Consider the following 21,959-nt stretch of genomic DNA (forward strand, 5'->3'; position numbering starts at 1 on the left):
CGCTCCAGACCGCGCAGAACGCGACCAGCAGCGGCGTTCCCCAGGCCGCCCCGGATCCGGTCGGCGAGGTTGGGCACCGTGGCCCCGACCGCGCCCGTGACGAACCCGAGCTGCACGGACGCGGTGCGCCAGACCGCCGCGCCCGCGCGCTGGACGAGCATGACGGCATTGTGAACCTTGTCGAAAGTAAGGGCAGGGCGGTTCCGATCGGCAGAGGTGCGCCGGCCGCGGTCTTCGTAGGTTCGGCTGGGTGACCTGGCTTGTGATCGGCACCGACGCGGTGCTCGGCGTGTTCGCTCTGATGTTCGCGGTGCTGTGGTTCCGCCACCGGCTGAGGGCGTTCCTCGCCGGTGCCGGTGTGGTGGTGGCCTACGCGGTCAGCGAGGTCGTGAAGATCGTCGTGCAGGAGGAGAGGCCCTGCCGCACAGCGCCTTCGCTGGCGCCGTGCCCGGATCCGGGCGACTGGTCGTTCCCCAGCAACCACTCGGTGATCGCCGGGGCGTCCGCGATGGCGATCTGGTTCCTGCACCGCACTTACGGCTGGGTGGCGATGGTGTGCGCTCTGGCCGCGGCGTCGTCGCGCGTGATCGTGGGTGTCCACTATGTACACGACGTGCTGGCCGGGCTCGCGCTCGGAGCGTTGGTGTCGTGGGGAATCGCGGTGGTGCTGAAGAAACGCGAACGTCCTGTGCGCCAGGACGAGGCGCCGACAGTGGTGCTGCAGCGACTGCGATGATGGACGCCGTGTGGGAGGTCGCGCTCTACCTGGTGCTGTTCGTCACGGCGTTCGTGATCGTGCGCAAACGGCCCGCGGTCGCCCTCGGCGCCGCGTTGTGCGCCTGGCTCGTCTGCTACCTGATCAGCGTCGAGTTCGACCTCGAGGTGGTGGCGCTGGCTCCCGCACTGGCACTGCTCAGCTTCCTCGCGGGCCGGCACGCGGCGGACCCGAGGCCGACGGCGATCGCGCTGACGATCGCCGAGGTGGTCGGCGTCGTCGTGGCCCTGACCGAGCGCGGTGGTTCGGACACCGCGCTCGCCGTCACGTCCGGCATCGGCGTGCTGGGCGTCATCCCGTGGGCGTTCGGCCGGTTCCGCCGCCGGTACGCCGAGCTGCAGGAGGTCGGCTGGGAGCACGCCTCCCTGCTGGAGCGCGACGCCGAGAACGCCCGCGGCGCGGAACGGGCCCGGCTCGCGGGCGAGATGCACGACCTGGTCGGCCACGAGTTGGCGCGCGCCGCCCTGCTGGTCGGCGCTCTGGAGCTCGAACCGACCCTCACCGCACAACAGCGCGACGCCGCCAAGACCGCCCGCGCCAGCGTCACCGCGGCCGCCGAACGCCTGGCCGACGTCATGCAGGTGCTGCGGGCCGACGAGGACGAACCGGTGGCCGCGATCGAGGAGGTCGTGGCCCGCAGCGGACTCCGGGTCCGGCTCGTCAACAACCGCAAGACCGCCATCGACGGCATCATCGCCCGCACGGTCCACCGCGTGGCGGCAGAGGCGCTGACGAACGTGATCAAGCACGCACCCGGCGCCGAGGTCACCGTCACCCTCGCCGCGAACCTCGAGCTGCGCATCACCAACGGCCCCGCACCCCGCACGCACGCGGTGGGCAGCGGCAAGGGCCTGCTGGGCCTGGCCGAACGCGTGGCGCTCGTCGGCGGCTGGTTCGAGGCCGCGCCGACCGACGACGGCGGCTTCGAGGTGAGGGCCAAACTCCCCGAACGCCCGCTACCACGCACCACTCCGACGCACGTCCGTCGCGAAAGGACGGAGGAGGAGATCCGCAAGAGCGCACGCAGGACCGTGCTGATCACGTCCGTCGTGTGCGCGGGCATCGCCATCGGCGTGCCGGGCTACATGGTGTTCGACGCGGTGACTTCAGTGCTCACGCATGAGCAGTTCGAACGGGCAGAAATCGGGCAGGACGAGGACGACCTGGACCTGCCGCTGCGCACCAGGGTCGACAACCCGCTCGGCGTCACCGCCCCGAAGGGCACCGAGTGCCACTACTACAGCACGCACGCCAACCCGTTCGACGCCCACCGCCACGACCTGCACCAGCTGTGCTTCCGGGATGATCGTCTGGTCTCGAAGACCTGGCTCGTCAGGAGGAGCGGTTGATCAGGGTCGTGCTGGCCGACGACGAACCGGTGGTCAGGTTCGGCGTGAAGGCCGTCCTCGCCACCGCCGGCGACATCGAGGTGGTCGCGGAGGGGGAGAACGGCAGCGCGGCGGTCGACCTGGTGGCCCGGCACCGGCCGGACGTCGCCGTGCTCGACATCCGCATGCCGGTGCTCGACGGGCTGGACGCCGCGCGGATCGTCCGGGAGTGTCATCCGGCTACCTCGACGCTGGTGCTGACCACCTTTGCCGACGACTCGTACATCAGCCGGGCCTTGGGGGAGGGGGCTGCCGGGTTCGTGCTGAAGACCGGGGATCCGCAGGAGATCATCGCCGGGGTGCGGGCGGTGGCCTCCGGGGGTGCTTATCTGTCGCCGCTCGTGGCTCGGCGGGTTGTGGACCAGTTGTCCCGGGCTCGGCCTCGGCCTGCTGCTCAGCAGCGGATTGCCGGGTTGACTGGGCGGGAGCGGGAGGTGCTTGGGCTGGTGGGGGCTGGGTTGTCCAACGCTGAGATCGCTTCGCGGATCCACGTGGTGGAGGGGACTGTGAAGGTTTACGTGAGCACGATCTTGCGGCAGCTCGGGGTGCGGAACCGGGTTCAGGCGGCGATCATCGCTCACGAGTCGGGGATCATCCCTGGGTGAGCCTGCTGTTCTGGCGTGGTTCGGACTGTGCGAGTTCCAGCGTGGTCACCTCGGTCGAGACAGGTCCTGTTCCAGCGTGGTCGTGCACCTCGGACGAAGCATCGGGGTACATCGCCGCTGCGCGACGATCCGCGATTGGGGCTTGACTTCGGGGCCCTTGCGAGGCGCTTGGTCGGCCGGAAAAGGCCGGATGCTTCGCAACCGGCCGATCCCGATAGGGGTAGCACCTCGCACCCAAAGTCAAGCCCCAATCGCCTAACCACGAGTGGGTGCACCGCTACCCATCGGCGTTCGGGAAGACGGCTCGCCTTCGGCATCGCTTGGGGCCTCGGCTTCGCCGTTGGCGGTGCGGGGGTCTGGTCGGCTTGCCTTCGGCGTCGCTAGCGCGGTGTCGGCCGCGTCAGGCCTTCGCGCCGATGCCCGAGATCGCCCGCACTTCCATCTCCGCTGCCAAAGCCGCCTTGTCGCCGTCCGGCTTCGTGAAGATCGTCGCCAGGAACCCGCACAGGAACGAGAACGGGATCGACACGATGCCCGGGTTGCCCAGCGGGAACCAGGCGAAGTCGACGTCCGGGAAGATCGACGTCTTCGCGCCCGACATGACTGGCGAGAAGATGATGAGCAGCAGGCAGGAGCCCAGGCCTCCGTAGATGCTCCACAGGGTGCCGGTGGTGTTGAAGCGGCGCCAGAACAGCGTGTAGAGGATCGTCGACAGGTTTGCCGAGGCCGCCAGTGCCAGGGCCAGGGAGACGAGGAACGCCACGTTCTGGCCGTTGGCCGCGATGCCGCCGATGATCGACAGGGCGCCGACCACCACGGCCGTCAGGCGGGCGACCCTGATCTCGCGGCGGGGTTCGGCGTTGCCGCGTTTGATCACGTTGGCGTAGACGTCGTGGGCGAACGAGGCCGAGGCGGCCAGGGTCAGGCCCGCGACCACGGCGAGGATCGTGGCGAACGCCACGGCGGAGACGATGCCCAGCAGGACGGCGCCGCCGATGCGGAAGGCCAGCAGCGGGGCGGCCGAGTTCTCGCCGCCTGGTGCCGCCGCGATCGTGTCGCTGCCGACCAGGGCCATCGCGCCGAAGCCGATCACCAGGGTGCACAGGTAGAAGATGACCATCGTCCAGGTCGCCCACACGACCGAGCGGCGGGCTTCCGAGGCGTTCGGCACGGTGTAGAAGCGCATCAGGACGTGGGGCAGGGAGGCGATGCCCAGCACCAGGGACAGGGCCAGCGAGACGAAGTCCAGTTTGGACATCGCGCTGAAGCCGTACTTCGCGCCGGGGTCGAGGACGGCCTCGCCGAGGTCGTTGTTCTCGCTGGCCTGCTGCATGATCGCGGACAGGCTGAAGCCGAACTTGCCGAGCAGGAACACCGTCATCAGCGTCACGCAGAGCAGCAGCAGGACGGCCTTGATGATCTGCACCCAGGTCGTGCCCTTCATGCCGCCGACCAGCACGTAGAGCACCATGACCATGCCGACCAGCGCGATCAGGATCGCCTGGCCCCACTTCGAGGTCACGTTGAGCAGCAACGCGATCAGGCCGCCGGCGCCCGCCATCTGCGCGATCATGTAGAAGAACGAGATCACCAGCGTCGCGTTCGCGGCGGCGGCGCGGACCGGGCGTTGCCTCATCCGGAACGCCAGCACGTCGCCCACGGTGAAGCGGCCGGTGTTGCGCAGGCCCTCGGCGATCAGCAGCAGGCCGACGAGCCACGCCACGACCCAGCCCACCGAGTACAGGAAGCCGTCGTAGCCGTGCGCCGCGATGCCGCCGGAGATGCCGAGGAACGACGCCGCCGACAGGAAGTCGCCGGACAGCGCCACGCCGTTCTGGGCGCCGGTGAACGAGCTGCCCGCCGCGTAGTAGTCCGACGCCGTCACGTTCCGGCTGCTCGCGCGGTAGACGATGTACAGGGTGATCAGGACGAACACCGCGAAGACGCTGAGGTTCAGCACCGGGTTGCCGGTGGTGGGCATGCCTTACTCCTCGACGCCCGTCATCTCGGCGAGCAATTTCCGCTGCGGGTCCAGCCGTCGCTTTGCGTAACGGGCATAACCGAGCGTGATGATGATCGAAGTCACAAACTGGCTCAAGCCCAGCAGGATGCCGAGGTTGACCACACCGAACACCTTGGTGCTGACGAAGTCTTTCGCGTACGCGGACAGCAGCACGAAGGTCAGGTAGGACGCGAGGAATAGAGCGGTCATCGGGAAGATGAACGTGGTGAGACGTCGCCGGAGGTTCCGGAATTCGTCGGTCTGCCGAATCGCCTCGAAGTTCGGTTTGCCGTTCGAATCGACGTACGACAAAGTCTCGGGGTCGTCGAACGACGCGAAACCCCGGATTTCCCGGTACTCCTGCAGCGTTTCGCCAGGCGACCGGATCGCCTTGGTCATGTGGCCCTGCCCCTCGTGTGCGGCGCCCACTGTAGCGCCCGCACGTGTGCAGTCAACGTGCGCGCGCGTACGTAAACGGTCCAAACCGGACCAAACCCGGACTGAAGTCGGGCAATGCATTCGTCTCAAATGGTATGTCGCGGCCGTTGTACTGCGATGATCATCTCATGTTGCGTCGTGTGCAACGGCGATCGGCCGGTCCAGACCGTTGTCGCACGTGTGCACCTGGCCTAGGATCGTTCGGTCCGCGTTTTTGGTGACGGTTGGGGATAAAGTGGGGTTCTTAGCGCGCGAACGCCAAGTCGCGCCTCCAGGATGGAACCGGTGGCTAGTTCCGCCGGCAGCGCTGGCGATTCATCTCTCCATTGGTCAGGCATATGCCTGGAGCGTCTTCAAGACGCCCCTCGAGAAATCTCTCGGCATCACCGGAACGCAGTCCGCGCTGCCGTTCCAGCTCGGCATCGTGATGCTCGGCCTCTCCGCCGCGGTGCTCGGCACGACCGTGGAGCGCAGGGGCCCCCGCTGGGCCATGCTGATGTCCCTGATCGCCTTCTGCTCCGGCCTGCTGATCTCGGCCGTGGGCGTGTGGGCCGGTCAGTACTGGGTCGTCGTCGCGGGCTACGGCCTCGTCGGCGGCATCGGTCTCGGCATCGGCTACATCTCGCCGGTCTCGACGCTGATCAAGTGGTTCCCCGACCGTCCCGGCATGGCGACCGGCATCGCGATCATGGGCTTCGGCGGCGGCGCGCTGATCGCCTCGCCGTGGTCGACCTCGATGCTGACGGCGTTCGGCGCCACGTCGACGTCGGGCATCGGCAAGGCCTTCCTCGTGCACGGCCTCGCCTACGCGGTCTTCATGAGCCTCGGCGTGCTGCTGATCCGCCTGCCCTCCCCGGAGTTCACCGCGGAGAAGGAGGCACTGCTCAAGGACAAGCCGAAGGCGACCGTCGCGTTCAACGTCTCCGCCAACAACGCCATCAAGACCCCGCAGTTCTGGCTGCTGTGGGTCGTGCTGTGCTTCAACGTCACCGCGGGCATCGGCATCCTGGAGAAGGCCGCGCCGATGCTGGTCGACTTCTTCAAGGAGTCGTCGACGCCGGTCGCGACGGCGGCGGCCACCGGTTTCGTGGCGCTGCTCTCGGCGGCGAACATGGCGGGCCGCATCGTCTGGTCGTCCACCTCGGACCTGGTGGGGCGCAAGAACATCTACCGCCTCTACCTCGGCGTCGGCGCGCTGCTCTACCTGCTGCTGCTGACGATCGGCTCGTCCAGCGTCCCGCTGTTCGTGGTCGCGGCCATGGTGATCCTGTCGTTCTACGGCGCGGGCTTCGCCACCGTCCCCGCGTACCTGCGCGACCTCTTCGGCACCTACCAGGTGGGCGCGATCCACGGCCGGCTGCTGACCGCGTGGTCCGTCGCCGGCGTGCTCGGGCCGCTGATCGTCAACGCCATCGCGGACGCGGGCAAGAAGGCCGGGCACACCGGACCCGACTTGTACACCACGTCGTTCTACATCATGATCTCGCTGCTGGTCGTCGGTTTCGTCGCGAACGAGTTGATCCGTCCGGTCAACCCGAAGTTCCACGAGCCGAAGGCCGCGGTGGAGGCCGCCGAGGGAACCGGCGCGCTGCCGGCGGAGTCCGAGGCAGGGAACGGCGACGCCGCGGTCACCACCAAGTGGAACGAGGCCGAGGCGGCGGACGCCGCGGAGACGGCCGAGAAGCAGGACTCGGAAGGCGTGGTGAAGAAGTGAGCTCCCAGCGCTTGTTGCTGATCGGTGCGTGGCTGTGGGTGGGCATCCCGCTCGCCTACGGCCTGTACCGGCTCTTCCTGAACGCGGCCAAGCTCTTCGTCTGATGCTCAAGTCGCTCTCCAACTGGCGCAACTGGCGCCTGCCGGTGAAGCTCGCCGCGGTGTTGATCGTTCCGGTCACCATCGCGGTGGGCGCCGGCGTCGTGCAGATCCAGTCGCACATCGAACGCGCCGAGTCGTACGCGGCGCTCGAGCGGCAGGTCAAGGTCCGCTCCGCGCTCATCCCCGTCATCGGCGGCGTGCAGGCAGAACGGCGCATCGTCGCCGAGGGAGCCGACCGGCAGAACCTCCTCGAGCAGGGCCGCCGCACCGACGAGGCCCGCAAGGCGTTGCGGGAGCAGGTCGGCAGGACCTCGCTCAGCGACGTCGTGCACGCCCGCATGGGCGACGTCCAGGGCAGGATCGGGGACCTCACCGCGTTGCGGGAGCGGACCGACGACGCCCCGGCCACCGTCAAGACCTACACCGAGCTCATCGAGTCGTTGCTCGACGTCGACGAGGTGCTCGCCAGCGAGTTCGGCGACGCCGCGCTCCTGCGCACCGCGATGGGCCTGCACCACGTCCTGCACGTGCAGGAGCAGGTCCTCTTCCAGCAGGCGGTCGTGCTGACGGGCCTGGCCCGCGGCCAGCTCGTCCAGGCCGAGGTGCGGTCGCTGGTGGAGTCGAACGTCAAGCTCAGCTACATCGCCGGCGAGTTCGCCGCGCTCGCGACCCCGGACCAGCTCAAGGACTACGGGACGAAGTTCAACGGCCCGGACATCGAGGCCCAGCGCAAGATGCTCGCCACCGCGCTGCTGAACCCGGTCGCGGACGCCCCCGGCGGGGGCAAGCCGACCAAGCTGCCGATCTCGGCCGCGGACTGGAGCAAGGCCTCCGGCGCCGTCGTGACGTCGTTGAACAGCGTGGTCGACGGCATGCAGACCGACCTGCGCGACACCGCGAACCGCCTGCGCGACGAGACCAGCGACGCGGCGGGTGCCGCGGCCGCGCTCTTGTTCGCCAGCCTGATCCTGGCCGCCACCGTCGGGTTCGTCGTCGGCCGCTACCTGCTGCGCTCGCTGAACGCGCTGCGCAGCTCCGCGCTCGACGTCGCGTGGCACACGCTGCCCGAGATGGTCGCGACCGGTCGCGGCAGCACCGAGATCGAGCCCGTGCCGGTGAGCACCACCGAGGAGTTCGGTCAGGTGGCGCGCGCGTTCGACGAGGTGCACCAGCAGGCCGTGAAGTCGGTGCTGGAGCAGGCGGAGATGCGCGCCAACATGCGCAACATCTTCGTGAACCTCTCACGGCGCAGCCAAAGTCTCGTCGAACGCCAGCTCAAGCTGATGGAGGAGCTGGAGAAGTACGAGGAAGACCCCGACCAGCTCGCGAACCTCTTCAAGCTCGACCACCTCGCCACCCGCATGCGCCGCAACAACGAGAACCTCATGGTGCTCTCCGGCGGCGAGGTCGCCAGGCGGTTCCACAAGCCGATCCCGCTCACCGACGTGCTGCGCGCGGCGGCCGCGGAGATCGAGCAGTACCAGCGGGTCGTGGTGCACACCGCGCCGAGCGCCGAGGTGGTCGGGTACGTCGCGAGCGACCTCGTCCGCCTGCTCGCCGAGCTGCTCGACAACTCGACGGCGTTCTCGCCGCCGCACACCCAGGTCGAGATCAGCGCGTCGATCGAGGCCGGCAACATCGTGCAGATCGACGTGGTCGACCAGGGCATCGGCATCGACCCCGAGGCACTCGCCGTCGTGAACGAGCGGCTGGAGGCCGCCGGCGAGGGCGCGGACGTCCAGGTGTTCCGTGAAATGGGACTCTTCGTCGTCGGCAGGCTCGCCGCACGCCACCAGATCGTGGTACGTCTCGACGCGCAACAGGGCAAGGGGACTCGCGCGATCGTGTTGGTTCCGGCGGAACTGGCACCACGACGCGAGGAGTCCTGGGAGTCTTTCCGCGGGGAGGCGATCGAGCAACGTCAGGCATCCTGGTTCCAGGCACCCAACGCGGCACCGAAGCCTCCTCCCGCACCCGCACGGCAGACGCCGGAGTCCGCCAGAGGATTCCTCAACGCCTTCCAGAGCGGGGTGCAGCGAGGCCTTCCCGATCACCAGGAGAGTCGATGAGCACGCAGGTGGACCAGTTCGGCTGGCTGGTCACCAACTTCGCCGAACGCACGCCCGGCATCGAGCACGCCGTGGTGATCTCGGCCGACGGCTTGGTGCTGATCTCGTCGTCGAAGCTGGCGCCTCAGATAGCCCCGCAGTTCGCGGCCATCGTGGCCGGCGTGGTCTCGCTGGCCGAGTCGGCGTCGCAGTGCTTCGCCGGTGAGGCCGTGGTGCGCACCGTCGTGCAGATGGACCGCGGCGTGATGCTGATGTCGTCGATCAGCGACGGCTCGGTCCTCGCGGTGCTGGCCGCGTCGTCCTCGGACGTCGCCCAGGTCGCCTACGAGATGACCGTGGTCGTGCGCCAGGTGGGCCAGCTGCTCACGCCGGAACTGCGGGCCGAGCTGGCATGAGCGGAGAACCCGACGAGCAGGTCAACTTCGGCGATCTGATCAGTGGTTTCAGCTTCGACAGCGAACGGATCCGCAAACGCGGCAAGAAGAAGGACTCCCGCGCGCCGGAACCCGCGCCGCAGCGGCAGGACCCGTACGCGACCCTGTCGTTCAAGCCGGTCGCGCCCCTGACCCCGGTCGAACCGGTGCCGCCGCTGCCGCCGGTCGAGTCGGTCGACGCTTCTTCGTCGATCGTGCGGGCGTATGCGTGGACCGGTGGGCGCACGGTTTCCGAGGTGCACCTCGAGATCGAGTCGCTGGTTTCGGTGAACGAGCGGTCTTCCACGGCTGTTCGGCCTGAGCACCAGGATGTTCTGGCGCTGTGCCACTCGCCTCGGTCGGTGGCGGAGATCGCTGCGTTGCGCGGGTTGCCGTTGGGGGTCACCAAGGTGCTGCTGGGGGACATGGCGGCGCATGGGTTGATCGATGTGCATCGGACTGCGTCTTCGTTTGGTGGGGATCGGCCGGATGATGCGCTGTTGGAGCGGGTGTTGGCCGGGTTGAGGCGGCTTTAGAGTCCTGGGTGGGCCGTTTTGGCCGTGCGAGTTCCAGCGTGGTCGCCATTGCGGTTGGGTGCCTGTTCCGGCGTGGGCGTGCACCTCGGACGAAGCGGCGGGGTGCATCGCCGCTCCGCCACACCACGAGTGGGTTCACCGCTACCCATCTGTGCAAGGTCTGACTGCTCGTCTTCGGCATCGCTTGGGGCCTCGGCTTCGCCGTGGCGGTGTGGTGTGCCTGTCGCTGCTACGGTCGAGGCGGTCTGGGGAGGTGTGCGTGGAGTTTCAGGACGTCGTTCGTCGTCGGCGCATGGTGCGGAAGTTCACCGACGAGCCGGTCAGTGACGAGAGCATTCAGCGGATCATGCGGAACGCCGTGCGCGGGCCGTCTGCCGGGTTCTCGCAGGGACAGGGTTTTCTGGTCCTGCAGGGGGAGGCGTTGGAGCGGCTCACCGCCAAGTTCGAGTGGTGGGGTGGTGAGGACGCCAAGAAGGCGCCGGTGGTCGTGATCCCCTTCTCGGCCAAGGACGTGTACCTCGATCGGTACGCGCAGGCGGACAAGGGGTGGACCGACCGCAGTGAGGACCACTGGCCGGTGCCCTACTGGGACATCGACACCGGGATGGCCTCGCTGTTGATCCTGCAGACGGTGGTGGACGAAGGGCTGGGCGCGGTGTTCTTCGGGACGAACCGGGAGCAGTGGCCCGCGTTGCGCGAGGAGTTCGGGGTGCCGGAGATCTACTCGCCCATCGGGGTCATCGCGATCGGCCATCCCGATGAGACTGGAGTGTCGGAAGGGGCTTCGCCTCGTACTCGCAAGCGGGTGCCGTTCGAGGAGATCGTGCACTGGGGTCAGTGGGCGTGAGGTCGTTCGGCCTGCTCGGGCCGTTGGACGTGGTGCTCGACGGGCGCCGCGTCCACGTTCCGCCCGGTAAGCGGCGGGTGGTGCTCGCCGCGTTGGCGTTGCGGGCCGGGCAGGTCGTCGGGGTCGACGAGCTCGTCGAGCTGGTGGGTGGGTCGCGCAACGCGTTGCAGACCACCGTCGGGCGGTTGCGGGAGGATCTGGGCGCGCCGGATCTCGTGGTGACCAAGCCTGGCGGGTATCTGCTGGACGTGTCGGCCGACGAGGTGGACGTGCACCGGTTCGACCGGGTGCCGCCGCGTGAGGCGTTGGCGTTGTGGCGGGGGCGGCCCTTTGCGGACATCGGAAGTGATGCGCTCGAACGTGATCACGTACCCGCGTTGACGGAGAAGTACCTCGCGGCGCTGGAAGCGCGCATCGAGCTCGATCTCGATGCCGGCCGGCACGAGCAGGTGGTGCCCGAGCTGCGGGCGCTCACCGGGCAGCACCCCACCAGGGAACGGATGTGGGCGCAGCTCGTCGTGGCGCTGCACCGGTGTGACCGGCAGACCGAGGCGCTGCGGGCCTACGAGGTGGTCAGGGCGACGCTGGCCGACGAGCTCGGCCTCGACCCCGGCAAGGACCTGCAGAAGGCCCACCGGCAGGTGCTCACGGCCGACAACAGGCCTCGGGCGCGCAACGACCTGCCGGGGGACATCGCCGACTTCGCCGGGCGCGTCGACGACCTGGACGAGATCCTCGCCGCCGTGCCGTCCGGGTGCGTCGCGATCACCGCCATCGACGGCATGGCGGGCATCGGCAAGACGACCCTCGCCGTCCGGGCCGCGCACCGGCTCGCCGGGCGGTTCCCCGACGCGCAGCTCTTCGTCGACCTGCACTCCTACACCGCCGGCGTCGAGCCGCGGACGCCGTCGGACGCACTGCTGGCGTTGCTGACGGCACTCGGCGTGCCGGCCCAGGAGATCCCGGACGGCCTGGACGCCCGCGCCGCGCGGTGGCGGGCGGAAATGGCGCACCGCAAGGCACTCGTGGTCCTCGACAACGCGGGCAGCGCCGCCCAGGTCCGGCCGCTGCTGCCGGGCACCGGTCTGGTGCTCGTCACGTCGAGGCGCAGGCTCGTCGACCTGGACGCGGCGCACACCGTGTCGCTCGACGTGCTGTCCGAAGAGGACTCGCTGAAGCTGCTCACGAGCATCGTCGGGCAGCGGGGGCTCGACGCGGACCCCGCGGCGGTCCGCGAGATCGTCCGGCTCTGCGGGCACCTGCCGCTCGCCGTGCGGATCGTCGGTGCCCGCTGGCGCACCAGGCCGGCGTGGTCCGCGCAGGACGTCACCCGGCGCCTCACCGAGCACCGGCTGACCGAGCTGGTCGCGGGCGAACGCAGTGTCGCCGGCGCGTTCGCGTTGTCCTACCAGCAGCTCACGGCCGAGCAGCAGCGGTTGTTCCGGCGCCTCGGCCTGCACACCGGTGAGGACTGGGACGCCCACCTCGCGGCGGCGGTGATCGGCTCGACGCGGGTGGTCGCCGAACGGTTGCTGGACGAGCTGCTCGACGTGCACCTGGTGCAGCAGAAGGAGAACGGCCGCTACCGCTTCCACGACCTGCTGGCCGAGCACGCCAAGGCCGGGGTCGAGCCTGAGGAGCGCGAGGAGACGGTGCTGCGCATCCTCGACTTCTACCTGCACGTGGCGAGCACCGCGGAGTTCCGGATGGCGCCGGGCGGGCCCCGGCTCGTCTCCGCCGTGCGGTTCCCACCGTTCGACCCGCCGCCGCTCACGAACTCACGGGAGGCGCTGGCATGGATGGACGTGGAACGCCTCAACCTCAAGGCAGCGGTCTACCTCGCCGCCTACAACCGCCACTACCAGCACGCCTGGCAGCTGCCGCACAGCATGTCGCACTTCCTGCGGCAGCGCGGTCACGGCCGCGACCGGATCGAGCTGCAAAGCGTCGCCCTCGCCGCCACGCACCAGCTCGGCGACCTGAAGGCGCGTGCGGAAGCGTTGAAGGGGCTGGGATCGGCCTACATGTTCCGCTCCGACGCGACGCCGACCAAGCACCTGCACGAGGCGCTGGACCTGATGCGGCAGATCCGCGACGTGCGCGGTGAGGCATCGGTGCTCGGGTTGCTCGGCATCATCGCACGCAAGCGCAACGAGATGGACAAGGCGGAGACCTACTTCAAGCGCGGCCTGACGCTGATGCGCAGCGTGGGGGCGGCCACGGGCGAGGCGGACGCCCTGCACCAGGTGGGCGTCATGCACGCGTTGCGAGGCAAGAACGACGAGGCCATGACGCACATAGAAGAAGCTCTTTCCCTTTACGAGACCCACAACGATGTCGCACGCGCGGCGGCAGCACTGCAGGACATCAGTTTCGTGCACTACAACCTGTTCAACGACGACGAGTGCCTCGCCGACCTCGAACGGTCGATCCACACCTATCACGAGTCGGGCGACTGGCGCGGGGAGTCGTTCGCACGAACGGACCTCGCGCACACCGCGCTCGAGCTCGGCCTGCCGGACAAGGCCTGGGAGATGGCACGCACGGCGGTCGAGCTGTACCGCGCCGGTGCGGGAATCACCGACGACGACGAGATCCTCCAGACCATGAAGGCCATCGAGGACGAGTACGGCGAGCAGGGCTTCTCATCCGCGCTGACCATCCGTGCCGAGCTCGAGGGCGACCTGGTGCAGGCCGCCCGGTACGGCGAGTGGTGCCTCGACTCGGTCACCCGCTGGCAGCGCCGGTGGGCGGGCGACCGCGTGCTCGGCATGCTGAGCCGCCTGCACCTGGCCCTCGGCGACCGCGACACCGCCGTCCGCTACGGCGAGGAGGCGGTCACGGCCGCCGAACGCCTGCGTCAGCCCAGGGCGGTGGCCGTGGCGAGGCTGATCCTGGCCAAGGCCGCCGGCGCTACAACGACAGGGCCAGTGCCACCAGCGCCGTGACGGCCGCCGCGACCAACGCGAACGCCACGTACTGGGCGAGTCTCTCCCCGGTCCTGCGCATCCCCTGCTCCCCTCGGTGGTGGTGCCACCGAGGGTGTGGGAAGCCACCCACACATCGTCCCCACCGCGATCACACGGATTAATCCCGAATTCGCCGCGCGACCACTTCCGGCTGTTCTGATCTTCTCTCCGTGAGGTCGGCGTGAGCTATTGCTCCAACCGAGTGCTTGGCTGGCCCGTAAGATTCCGTTAGGGTCGCATTCGCGAGCAATTGGCAGGGGCGGCGGCGTTATCGAAAATCGCCCGAAAATTGATCGAAAATTAGCCACTTGTTCGTTTGAAACCATCTCTGTGCTCCGTCCGGGTGGTGGCCTCCACTACCGGACCAGCCGGTGCTCACCCTGCGGGACGGTGCGGGCCAGGGCGTGTGCGTGCAGTGGTGCGGGGTCGGCCAAAAGGGGCTTGCGAGTCGTGCGAATCGGACCAGTCTTGTCTAATGGCATCGCCGGTACCGCTCCGGCGGACAGTGGCCTCGACCAGGGGGTGGAACGCACCATGGGTGGTGTCCCGACGTTTCCCCACGGCAGACCGCTGACGTGGGCGGACCTGGAGGCGATGCCTGATGACGGGCACCGTTTCGAACTCGTCGACGGGGTGCTGGTCATGAGCCCCTCACCCCGACCCGTCCACCAGCGCGTCGTCGCCCGCCTGCTGGTGGCGCTGACGGCTGTCTGCCCGCCGGAGCTGGAGGTCCTCCCCGCTCCGGTCGACGTGGTGCTCGCCGACGACACGGTCTTCATCCCCGACCTGGTGGTGGGCCGGCGCGAGCAGTTCACGAGGCAGGCGCTCATGGGACCGCCGGTGCTGGCGGTCGAGGTCCTGTCGCCCCGCACGCGGCACGTGGACCTGGAGCTCAAACGGGCCAAGTTCCAGGAAGTCGGCTGCGAGAACTACTGGATGATCGACTACGACAGCCCGTGGCTGCGCTGCCTGCACCTCGAGAACGGGGTGTACGTCGAGCAGGCCCGGTCCGACGGCGAGGAGATCGTGGAGCTGCAGTTCCCGTTCCCGGTGAAGCTCAGCGCCCAGTCACTGGTGCGGTGAGTGCACGCCGCGACCACGCGGTTGCTCTGATCGGGCGACCCGCCACCACCCTCGTGTGGATCACGGCTCCACCCTCTGGTGCTCCCGAGCGCCGGGCTGGTTGCGTTCACCGCGTCCCGCCCCACGCTCGGAGGTTCCATTGCAGCCGTTCCAGCTGCCGGAGTTCTACACGCCCCATCCGGCGAGGCTGAACCCGAATCTCGAACGCGCACGCGGCCACACGCGGGCGTGGGCGCGTGAGATGGACATGGTGGACGTGCCGCAGCACGGCACCATGATCTGGACCGCCGACGACCTCGAGGCGCACGACTACGCGCTGCTCTGCGCCTACACCCACCCCGACTGCGACGGCGAGACGCTCGACCTGGTCACCGACTGGTATGTCTGGGTCTTCTACTTCGACGACCACTTCGTCGAGCTCTACAAGCGCAGCCCGGACATCGGGAGCGCGCAGGCGCACCTCGACCGGCTGCCGCTGTTCATGCCCGTCAGCGGGGTCGTCACCGAGGAACCGGCCAACCCCGTCGAGAAGGGCCTCGCCGACCTCTGGCGCCGCACGGTCCCCGCCCACTCCCGCGACTGGCGCGAACGGTTCGCCGCCAACACCCGCCACCTGCTGGACGAGTCGATGTGGGAGCTGCTCAACATCAGCGCGAGACGGCTCGCCAACCCGATCGAGTACGTCGAGATGCGGCGCAAGGTCGGCGGCGCCCCGTGGAGCGCGAACCTGGTCGAGCACGCCGTGGGCCTCGAAATGCCGGCGCACATCGCCGGGACACGGCCGATCCAGGTGCTCAGGGACACCTTCAGCGACGCCGTCCACCTGCGCAACGACCTGTTCTCCTACGAGCGCGAGGTCCTCGACGAAGGCGAGCTCTCCAACGGTGTGCTGGTGTTCGAGAAGTTCCTCGGCGTGCCCACCCAGCGGGCCGCCGACACCGTCAACGACCTGCTGACGTCCCGCCTGCACCAGTTCGAGCACACGGCCCTCACCGAGGTCCCGATCCTGCTCGAAGAGCACGCCGTCGACCCCCTGGGCCGCGCGGCCGTCCTCGGGTACGTGAAGGGCCTGCAGGACTGGCAGGCGGGCGGCCACGAGTGGCACCTGCGGTCGTCGCGGTACATGAACAGGGGCGTACCGCTCGGCATGTCCGCGGCGAGCATCCTCGGCTCGTACGTCAGGACCATGCCGCAGCGGCTCGGCCAGTTCACCAGCACGCCCAAGGTCGTCGAGCCGTACGTGCTGCCGTCGTTCGACGTTCCGTTCCCGCTGGCACTGAGTCCGCACCTGGACCGGGCACGGGACGAGGTCGCGCACTGGGGCGTCGAGCAGGGCTTCACGAGCGAGGGCGTCTGGGACGAGGACGAGCTGCGCGGCTTCGACTTCCCGCTGTGCTCGGCCGGCATCGACCCGGACGCGACGGCGCAGGAGCTGTTCCTGTCCGGCTGCTGGCTCACCTGGGGCACGTACGCCGACGACGTCTATCCGCTCTGGTACGGCAGGACGCGTGACCTGGCTGGCGTGAAGACCCAGACCGCGCGGCTCAAGGCCTGCATGCCGCTCGACCTCGTGCAGACCGTCGTGCCCGCCAACGCCACCGAGCGCTCGCTGGCCGACCTCTGGCAGCGGACCGCGGCACCGATGACGCCCTCGTTCCGCTCCACGTTCCGGGACACCGTCGACGCGATGCTCGACAGCTGGGTGTGGGAGGTGGTCAACATGCACCACAACCGCATTCCCGACCCGATCGACTACGTGGAGATGCGGCGCAGCACGTTCGGTTCGGAGCTCACGACCTCCCTCAGCCGTTTCTCGCATTCCGCGACCGTGCCACCGCAACTGTGGGGAACGCGGGCCGTGCAGACGCTGGAACGATCCGCCATGGATTACTGCACGATGCTCAACGACGTCTTCTCGTACACGAAGGAGACGCAGTACGAAGGCGAAGTGCACAACATCGTGCGCGTCATCGAGAACTTCCTCGGCGTCTCGCAGTCCCGCGCTTTCGAGATCACCTACGCGTTGATGGACGCCCGGCTGGGCCAGTTCCTCAGGGCCGTCGACGAGCTGCCGGAGAACGCCGCGCTCGCCCGGTACGCCGACGAGCTGAAGGACTGGATCGCCGGGATCATCCACTGGCACGAGCAGACCAGTCGCTACGACGAGACAGGCGGCCTGCCGTTCTTGCGGAAGGGTCCCTCCGGCCTCGGCACGTCGGGCTGCCGGCTCACATCCCGAGCTTCGAACTGAGCCATGACCGGGTCGCGTCGCGGTAGTCCTCGGCGTTGCGGTGCAGAGCCAGGGAATGTCCCGCGCCCGGAAGCACGAATGTCCGCAGCTGCGCTTCCGGCCGGTAATAAGGGGCCTCCTGGGCGCGCAGGCTCTCAGCGCCCGAACAGTCGCGCAACGCCAGCAGCCCGCAGAACAACACGTCGGCGGAACCCACGGCCTGGAACACCGGCACGTCGATGCCGTACGTCGTGGGCAGCACGATGCCGAACACCGCCACGGTGCCCATGCCCGGCACGGAGACCTGGTCCTTGGTCAGCTCGTCGGCGTTCACCACGAGCTGCTCGGCGTCGTCCGCGGCGTAGAACAACCCGGCCCGCGCACCCGGCCGCGTCGTGAAGTACAGCGGGTCGCTGCCGAGCTGCGCGAGGACGTCGTCGAGGAACACCGGCTGAAGTCCCAGCGCCGCACCGAGAGCGAGCACCGGGACGGCCGGCAGGTGCGTCATGCCGGACAGCACCACGCCGTCGACGTCGTGGTACGTCGCGGCCTCGGCGGCCACGATGCCCGAGCCGACCGAGTGCCCGACGATGACGACCTTCTCGTACGCGGTGCCGCCGACCCGTCCGGCACGCAGGTGCTGCACGACCTCGTGCATCGACCGCGCCTCGACGGAGATCAGCAGCGGCAGGCTCGCCGGGTGCGTCGAGGCGCCCGCCCCGAGCCGGTCGACGGCGAACGTGGCACGGCCCTCGCGAGCCATGTTCCGCTGGTAGGAGTAGGACTCCGGCACGCCGGGCAGGTCCCAGTACGCGCGGTTGTAGGTGCCGCCGTGCACCAGCAGCTGGATCGATCGCGGGGTCGCACCGGCCGGTCTGCACAGCTGACCGGACACCGTCGCGGCGCCACCGGGACCGGACACCGGCAGCGTCGTCGTGGAGCAGTCGGCTCCGGCGGCGTGGGCGGCGGGCGTCAGCGAGCTCATCGCCAGCACCGCGGCGAGAACGGGGAACAATGTCACGCTGAGGGCTTTCTGCTCCGGGGAACCAGGCCGGCGCCACCGCCGTGACGCCCGATATGACACCACCTCTCGTACGACCCCGGACAACCTAGGGGCGGTGCACCGGCGATGGCGAGCAGTTGAACACGATCGGATGCTCATCCGTTCGGCCGATCTGGTGCACGTGGATACGCTCGGCCGGTGAGCAGCGACCTCGGTTGGGTTCCTCCCGGTGTGGACACGACCGTGCCGTCACCGGCTCGCGTGTACGACTACTGGCTCGGTGGTGGTCACAACTTCGCCCCGGACCGCGCGCTCGGCGAGCAGATCCTGCAGATCATGCCCGGCGTCCGCGACGCCGCGCGGCTGAACAGGTCGTTCCTGCGCAGGGCCGCGCTGCACGTGGCGCAGCGGGGCGTCCGGCAGTTCCTCGACATCGGGTCCGGCATCCCCACGGTCGGCAACCTGCACGAGGTCGTGCGGACGGCGGCGCCCGGCTGCCGGGTCGTCTACGTCGACAGGGACCAGGTCGCGGTCGCGCACAGCGAGCTCATCCTCGCGGGCAACCCCGACACCGCCGTGGTGCAGGCGGACCTGCGCGACCTGGACGCGATCTTCAACGCCCCGGCGACGAGGCGGCTCCTCGACTTCGACCAGCCGGTCGGCCTCTTCATGTTGCTGGTGCTGCACTTCGTCCCGGACGAGTGGGACCCGGCGTCGATCGTCGGGCAGTACCGCGACCGCCTGGCACCCGGCAGCTTCCTCGCGCTGTCGCACGCGTCGGCCGAGGCCAAGCCCGCCGGCATGGACGAGGCCGTGCACACCTACAACGTCAGGAGCACGGCCAACCAGGCGTTCCCGCGCACGCACGACGAGGTGACGGCGTTCTTCGGCGGGTTCGAGCTGGAGGAACCGGGCCTGGTCGGCTGCCCGTCGTGGCGCCCGGACGGCGAGGGCGACTTCGCGGCCACCCCGGAGATCAACGAGGTCCCGTTCGCCGGGGTCGCTGTCAAGCGCTGACCGCCGATGGTCAGCCGCCGGTCAGCGCCGGCGGGCACCTTGTGGGCAACACCGACCCACAGGGGGAACACCATGACGAACGTCCTGATCTCCGGCGCCAGCATCGGCGGCCCCGCGCTCGCGTACTGGCTGCGCCACCACGGCTTCGACGTGACGGTGGTGGAGCGGGCCAGGGGCCTGCGCCCCGGCGGCCAGGCCATCGACGTGCGCGGTCCGGCCCTGGAGGTCGTCGAGCGCATGGGCCTCGGCGTCCGGTTGCGGGCGGCGAGCACGAACATGCGCGGCATGAACGTCGTCGACGCCGACGGCAACGAGCTGTTCAGCTCCACCACGCACACTCTGAGCGGCGGTGACCTGTCGAGTCCCGACGTCGAGCTGTTGCGTGACGACCTGGCCCGCATGCTCTTCGACGCGGCCGAGGGCGTGGAGTACCTGTTCGACGACACCATCACCGCGATCGACGGCACCCGCGTCACCTTCGAGAAGGCCGACCCGCGCGACTTCGACGTGATCGTGGGCGCCGACGGCCTGCACTCCACCGTCCGCCGCCTGGCCTTCGGGCCCGAGGAGCAGTTCATCAGCCACCTCGGCACGAACCTGGCCGTCTTCACCGCCCCGAACTTCCTCGGCCTCGACCACTGGCAGACCTTCCAGCAGGGCGACGTCGTCGGCGGCGGCATCATGAGCGCCCGCGCGAACGCGGAATGCCGCGTGTACATGGGTTTCAACGGCGTCACCTCGTTCGACCACCGCGACGTCGAAGCCCAACGCCGCCTGCTGGCCGAGAAGTTCGAGGGCGCCGGCTGGGTCTGGCCGACCGCGCTCAAGCACATGTGGGAGGCGCCGGACTTCCACTTCGACTCGATGAGCCAGATCCGCATGGACAGCTGGTCGCGCGGCAACGTCGTGCTGCTCGGCGACGCCGGCTACTGCGGCTCCCCGCTGTCCGGCCAGGGCACCAGCATGGCGCTCGTCGGCGCCTACGTCCTCGCCGGTGAGCTGGCGAAGGACCCCACGACCGCGTTCGAGCGCTACGAGGAGGTCCTGCGGCCGTACGTGACGGCCAACCAGGACATGGCGCTGCGCAACCAGGAGAGCGGCGGCGCGCCGATCCCCGAGTTCGCCGAGATCGTGAACAGCCTCGAGCTGCCTACGTACTGAACAGGGTGTCGATGGCGGCGGTCAGGTCGTCCTGCGGGAGGTCGGCACCGGTGAAGCGGACGACCGCGGTGAGTCCCTTCGCGTCAGCGTGCCGCCAGTCGCCGAAGTCGAGCCCGTCGAGTGCGGCGGCGACCTCCTGGTCGTCGCCGAAGTCGGCTTCCTCCCACGGTTCCTCGGAGGCGAGCACCCTGCCGTCCCTGGCGAACGACAGCCGCCGGACGGCGTTGACGTTCCAGAAGTGGCTCGCCGCCCTTCCGTTGCGGGACAGCAGTTCCAGCCTCTCCCGCTCGGTGCCGGCGTAGTTGTTCATCTCCAGGACGACCACTCCACCGTCGATCTCGACCACGATGGAGTCCTCGTGGAACTCGTCCACCACGTCGTCGACGTCGAGGCCGATGGCGACCGTGACGGTCGCCGCCACCCCGAGCACGTCCGGCAGCCACCGCAGCCCGGCCTCCGGCGCGATCCTGACCTCGGGTACCGGCTCGCCGCGCACCCGGTGACCCACGGCGTCGGTCTTCTTGTGCACCAGTGGTTCGGCGTGCGGGGCGGGCCAGATCAGCAGTTCGTAGCTCTCGTCGTCATCGCCGTCCCGGCCGCGGGCGTGCACGCGGACGCGGAACTCACCCGGCCACGGCGGCATGCCACCGTGGCCGAGCCGCGCGTCGCCCTCGACCGCGGTGAAGCTCACCTCGGCCACCTCGTCCCAGCCCGTGATGTCGGGTTCGCCGGGCTGGTCGAGCACCACCCGCACCGACACGGGGACGTTGCCCTCCGCGATTCCCGTGCGCACGGCGAAACCCGTGTCGACCGCGGCGACGAGCCCCGTGGCCGTCAGATCGGCTCCGGACGGGCTCGGTTCCTCCACGAACACGAACTCGTGGCCGAACACCGGCGCACTCGTCTGCCAGGAAGAACCCTTGTAGTCGGCGCGGCGCTTCTCCAGCAACGCCCCGGCGTACGCGGGCGGCTTGTCGATCGACGGCAGCAGCAACGCCGTCACCCCGATGGCGATCCCGATGATCGCTCGCGGGTCGGTGGAGCTCGGGGTGTCGAGAGCACGCAGGACCGCCGTCGACACGGCCACCGCCAGTGCCAGGTGCGCCGCGCCGTGCTTCGCGGCGATGGCCGCCTCGTCCCCGCTCACCCCGCTCAGGTCGAGCAGACCCGTCCGCGACCGCACGAGGTCGGTGATCAGCTCCATCGCGCCGGTGTGCACGGCCGACACCATGGTCATCGGCGTCTTGAGCGCGCTCTGGCCGTCGCTCGACAGGACCTGGAAGTAGATCGGCCGGTCCAGCGGCCGCAGCACGGCCACGACCTCGGCGGGTGCCCGGAGAGTCAACTTCGCCACGCCCAGCTCCAGGGCGCCGAGCAGGCGCTCCGCCGTAAAGCCCGGAAAGCGTTCGAGTGCCCGTTGCACTTGCGTTCCGTGCGACAGGCCAGGCCACTCGCGTCCCTCGTACCGGCCGAGCTCCGCCGCCGGCTCCGGCGGGATCAGCGCCTCGATCGACGCGAGCGAGGCCGTGATCGACTCCTCGAATTCCCCCACACCCGCGATCATCCCAGCCGATGGCCCAGCTCACAGCCATTTGACTCCGATAGGTC

The 21,959-nt window shown here is 69.1% G+C and carries 16 protein-coding genes and 1 pseudogene; 13 read left to right on the top strand and 4 right to left on the bottom strand.

Features of this window, described 5'->3' with window-relative positions; translation table 11 throughout:
- Positions 1–250: 250 nt before the first annotated feature.
- From ACFWV3_RS05120 to ACFWV3_RS05130, 3 genes are read left to right on the top strand one after another with little or no spacing between them, the layout of a single operon-like run.
- On the top strand, positions 251–736 hold the full coding sequence (locus ACFWV3_RS05120; RefSeq protein WP_382408435.1) for a phosphatase PAP2 family protein: 486 nt from the start codon (positions 251–253) through the stop codon (positions 734–736).
- The gene (locus ACFWV3_RS05125; RefSeq protein ID WP_382408437.1) at positions 733–2,124 is read left to right on the top strand and encodes a sensor histidine kinase; all 1,392 of its coding nucleotides are present in this window, start codon (positions 733–735) and stop codon (positions 2,122–2,124) included. Before ACFWV3_RS05120 ends, ACFWV3_RS05125 begins: the two co-directional genes overlap by 4 nt.
- Positions 2,121–2,768: a response regulator gene (locus ACFWV3_RS05130; protein ID WP_382408439.1), complete on the top strand. Its 648-nt coding sequence runs from the start codon at positions 2,121–2,123 to the stop codon at positions 2,766–2,768. Before ACFWV3_RS05125 ends, ACFWV3_RS05130 begins: the two co-directional genes overlap by 4 nt.
- A 400-nt stretch (positions 2,769–3,168) precedes the next feature.
- Here ACFWV3_RS05130 and ACFWV3_RS05135 read toward each other — a convergent pair whose 3' ends face one another.
- Together ACFWV3_RS05135 and ACFWV3_RS05140 are read right to left on the bottom strand one after the other, a co-directional pair.
- Complete coding sequence (locus ACFWV3_RS05135) at positions 3,169–4,749, bottom strand: cation acetate symporter (RefSeq protein ID WP_382408442.1); 1,581 nt, start codon at positions 4,747–4,749, stop codon at positions 3,169–3,171.
- A 3-nt stretch (positions 4,750–4,752) separates the two neighbouring features.
- Positions 4,753–5,169, bottom strand: coding sequence for a DUF485 domain-containing protein (locus ACFWV3_RS05140; RefSeq protein WP_382408444.1), 417 nt, complete (start codon positions 5,167–5,169; stop codon positions 4,753–4,755).
- Between the two features lie 274 nt (positions 5,170–5,443).
- Here ACFWV3_RS05140 and ACFWV3_RS05145 point away from each other — a divergent pair.
- The 8 genes and pseudogenes from ACFWV3_RS05145 to ACFWV3_RS05180 all read left to right on the top strand — a co-directional run.
- Positions 5,444–6,781, top strand: a pseudogene (locus ACFWV3_RS05145) (OFA family MFS transporter); the annotation flags it as partial.
- Between the two features lie 244 nt (positions 6,782–7,025).
- The gene (locus ACFWV3_RS05150; RefSeq protein WP_382408446.1) at positions 7,026–9,092 is read left to right on the top strand and encodes a nitrate- and nitrite sensing domain-containing protein; all 2,067 of its coding nucleotides are present in this window, start codon (positions 7,026–7,028) and stop codon (positions 9,090–9,092) included.
- Entirely contained in the window at positions 9,089–9,487 is a 399-nt protein-coding gene (locus ACFWV3_RS05155; protein WP_382408448.1) for a roadblock/LC7 domain-containing protein, read from the top strand. The genes ACFWV3_RS05150 and ACFWV3_RS05155 overlap by 4 nt, the downstream gene beginning before the upstream one ends.
- The gene (locus ACFWV3_RS05160; RefSeq protein WP_382408450.1) at positions 9,484–10,041 is read left to right on the top strand and encodes a DUF742 domain-containing protein; all 558 of its coding nucleotides are present in this window, start codon (positions 9,484–9,486) and stop codon (positions 10,039–10,041) included. The genes ACFWV3_RS05155 and ACFWV3_RS05160 overlap by 4 nt, the downstream gene beginning before the upstream one ends.
- 259 nt (positions 10,042–10,300) lie before the next feature.
- A complete protein-coding gene (locus ACFWV3_RS05165) occupies positions 10,301–10,888 on the top strand; it encodes a nitroreductase family protein (protein ID WP_382408452.1) in 588 nt (195 codons plus the stop codon).
- Positions 10,885–13,836: a BTAD domain-containing putative transcriptional regulator gene (locus ACFWV3_RS05170; RefSeq protein ID WP_382408454.1), complete on the top strand. Its 2,952-nt coding sequence runs from the start codon at positions 10,885–10,887 to the stop codon at positions 13,834–13,836. Before ACFWV3_RS05165 ends, ACFWV3_RS05170 begins: the two co-directional genes overlap by 4 nt.
- Before the next feature lie 555 nt (positions 13,837–14,391).
- On the top strand, positions 14,392–14,940 hold the full coding sequence (locus ACFWV3_RS05175) for a Uma2 family endonuclease (protein WP_382408456.1): 549 nt from the start codon (positions 14,392–14,394) through the stop codon (positions 14,938–14,940).
- 139 nt (positions 14,941–15,079) lie between these two features.
- Positions 15,080–17,191 carry a germacradienol/geosmin synthase gene (locus ACFWV3_RS05180; protein WP_382408458.1) on the top strand — a complete coding sequence of 704 codons (2,112 nt, stop codon included), beginning with the start codon at positions 15,080–15,082 and terminating at the stop codon, positions 17,189–17,191.
- Here ACFWV3_RS05180 and ACFWV3_RS05185 read toward each other — a convergent pair.
- Positions 17,169–18,155, bottom strand: a complete 987-nt coding sequence (locus tag ACFWV3_RS05185; RefSeq protein WP_382409361.1) for an alpha/beta hydrolase — start codon at positions 18,153–18,155, stop codon at positions 17,169–17,171. The two genes, ACFWV3_RS05180 and ACFWV3_RS05185, sit on opposite strands and share 23 nt — an antisense overlap.
- A 216-nt stretch (positions 18,156–18,371) precedes the next feature.
- On the opposite strand from ACFWV3_RS05185, the gene ACFWV3_RS05190 reads away from it, so the two are divergent.
- Together ACFWV3_RS05190 and ACFWV3_RS05195 are read left to right on the top strand one after the other, a co-directional pair.
- On the top strand, positions 18,372–19,190 hold the full coding sequence (locus tag ACFWV3_RS05190) for an SAM-dependent methyltransferase (protein ID WP_382408460.1): 819 nt from the start codon (positions 18,372–18,374) through the stop codon (positions 19,188–19,190).
- A gap of 72 nt (positions 19,191–19,262) precedes the next feature.
- Positions 19,263–20,351 (top strand): FAD-dependent monooxygenase, encoded by a 1,089-nt coding sequence (locus tag ACFWV3_RS05195; RefSeq protein ID WP_382408462.1) that lies wholly within the window; start codon positions 19,263–19,265, stop codon positions 20,349–20,351.
- On the opposite strand, the gene ACFWV3_RS05200 is transcribed toward ACFWV3_RS05195, so the two are convergent.
- The gene (locus ACFWV3_RS05200) at positions 20,341–21,903 is read right to left on the bottom strand and encodes a DUF6461 domain-containing protein (RefSeq protein ID WP_382408464.1); all 1,563 of its coding nucleotides are present in this window, start codon (positions 21,901–21,903) and stop codon (positions 20,341–20,343) included. The genes ACFWV3_RS05195 and ACFWV3_RS05200 overlap by 11 nt on opposite strands.
- Positions 21,904–21,959: the final 56 nt, after the last annotated feature.

This window comes from Lentzea sp. NPDC059081 (assembly GCF_042738015.1).
In the GTDB taxonomy this organism is placed as follows: domain Bacteria; phylum Actinomycetota; class Actinomycetes; order Mycobacteriales; family Pseudonocardiaceae; genus Lentzea.

Coding starts and splice junctions, on each gene's coding strand:
- ACFWV3_RS05175 (WP_382408456.1), top strand. CDS start 14,392: ATGGGTGGTGTCCCGACGTTTCCCCACGGCAGACCGCTGACGTGGGCG.
- ACFWV3_RS05160 (WP_382408450.1), top strand. CDS start 9,484: ATGAGCGGAGAACCCGACGAGCAGGTCAACTTCGGCGATCTGATCAGT.
- ACFWV3_RS05185 (WP_382409361.1), bottom strand. CDS start 18,155: ATGAGCTCGCTGACGCCCGCCGCCCACGCCGCCGGAGCCGACTGCTCC.
- ACFWV3_RS05155 (WP_382408448.1), top strand. CDS start 9,089: ATGAGCACGCAGGTGGACCAGTTCGGCTGGCTGGTCACCAACTTCGCC.
- ACFWV3_RS05140 (WP_382408444.1), bottom strand. CDS start 5,169: ATGACCAAGGCGATCCGGTCGCCTGGCGAAACGCTGCAGGAGTACCGG.
- ACFWV3_RS05125 (WP_382408437.1), top strand. CDS start 733: ATGATGGACGCCGTGTGGGAGGTCGCGCTCTACCTGGTGCTGTTCGTC.
- ACFWV3_RS05150 (WP_382408446.1), top strand. CDS start 7,026: ATGCTCAAGTCGCTCTCCAACTGGCGCAACTGGCGCCTGCCGGTGAAG.
- ACFWV3_RS05195 (WP_382408462.1), top strand. CDS start 19,263: ATGACGAACGTCCTGATCTCCGGCGCCAGCATCGGCGGCCCCGCGCTC.
- ACFWV3_RS05135 (WP_382408442.1), bottom strand. CDS start 4,749: ATGCCCACCACCGGCAACCCGGTGCTGAACCTCAGCGTCTTCGCGGTG.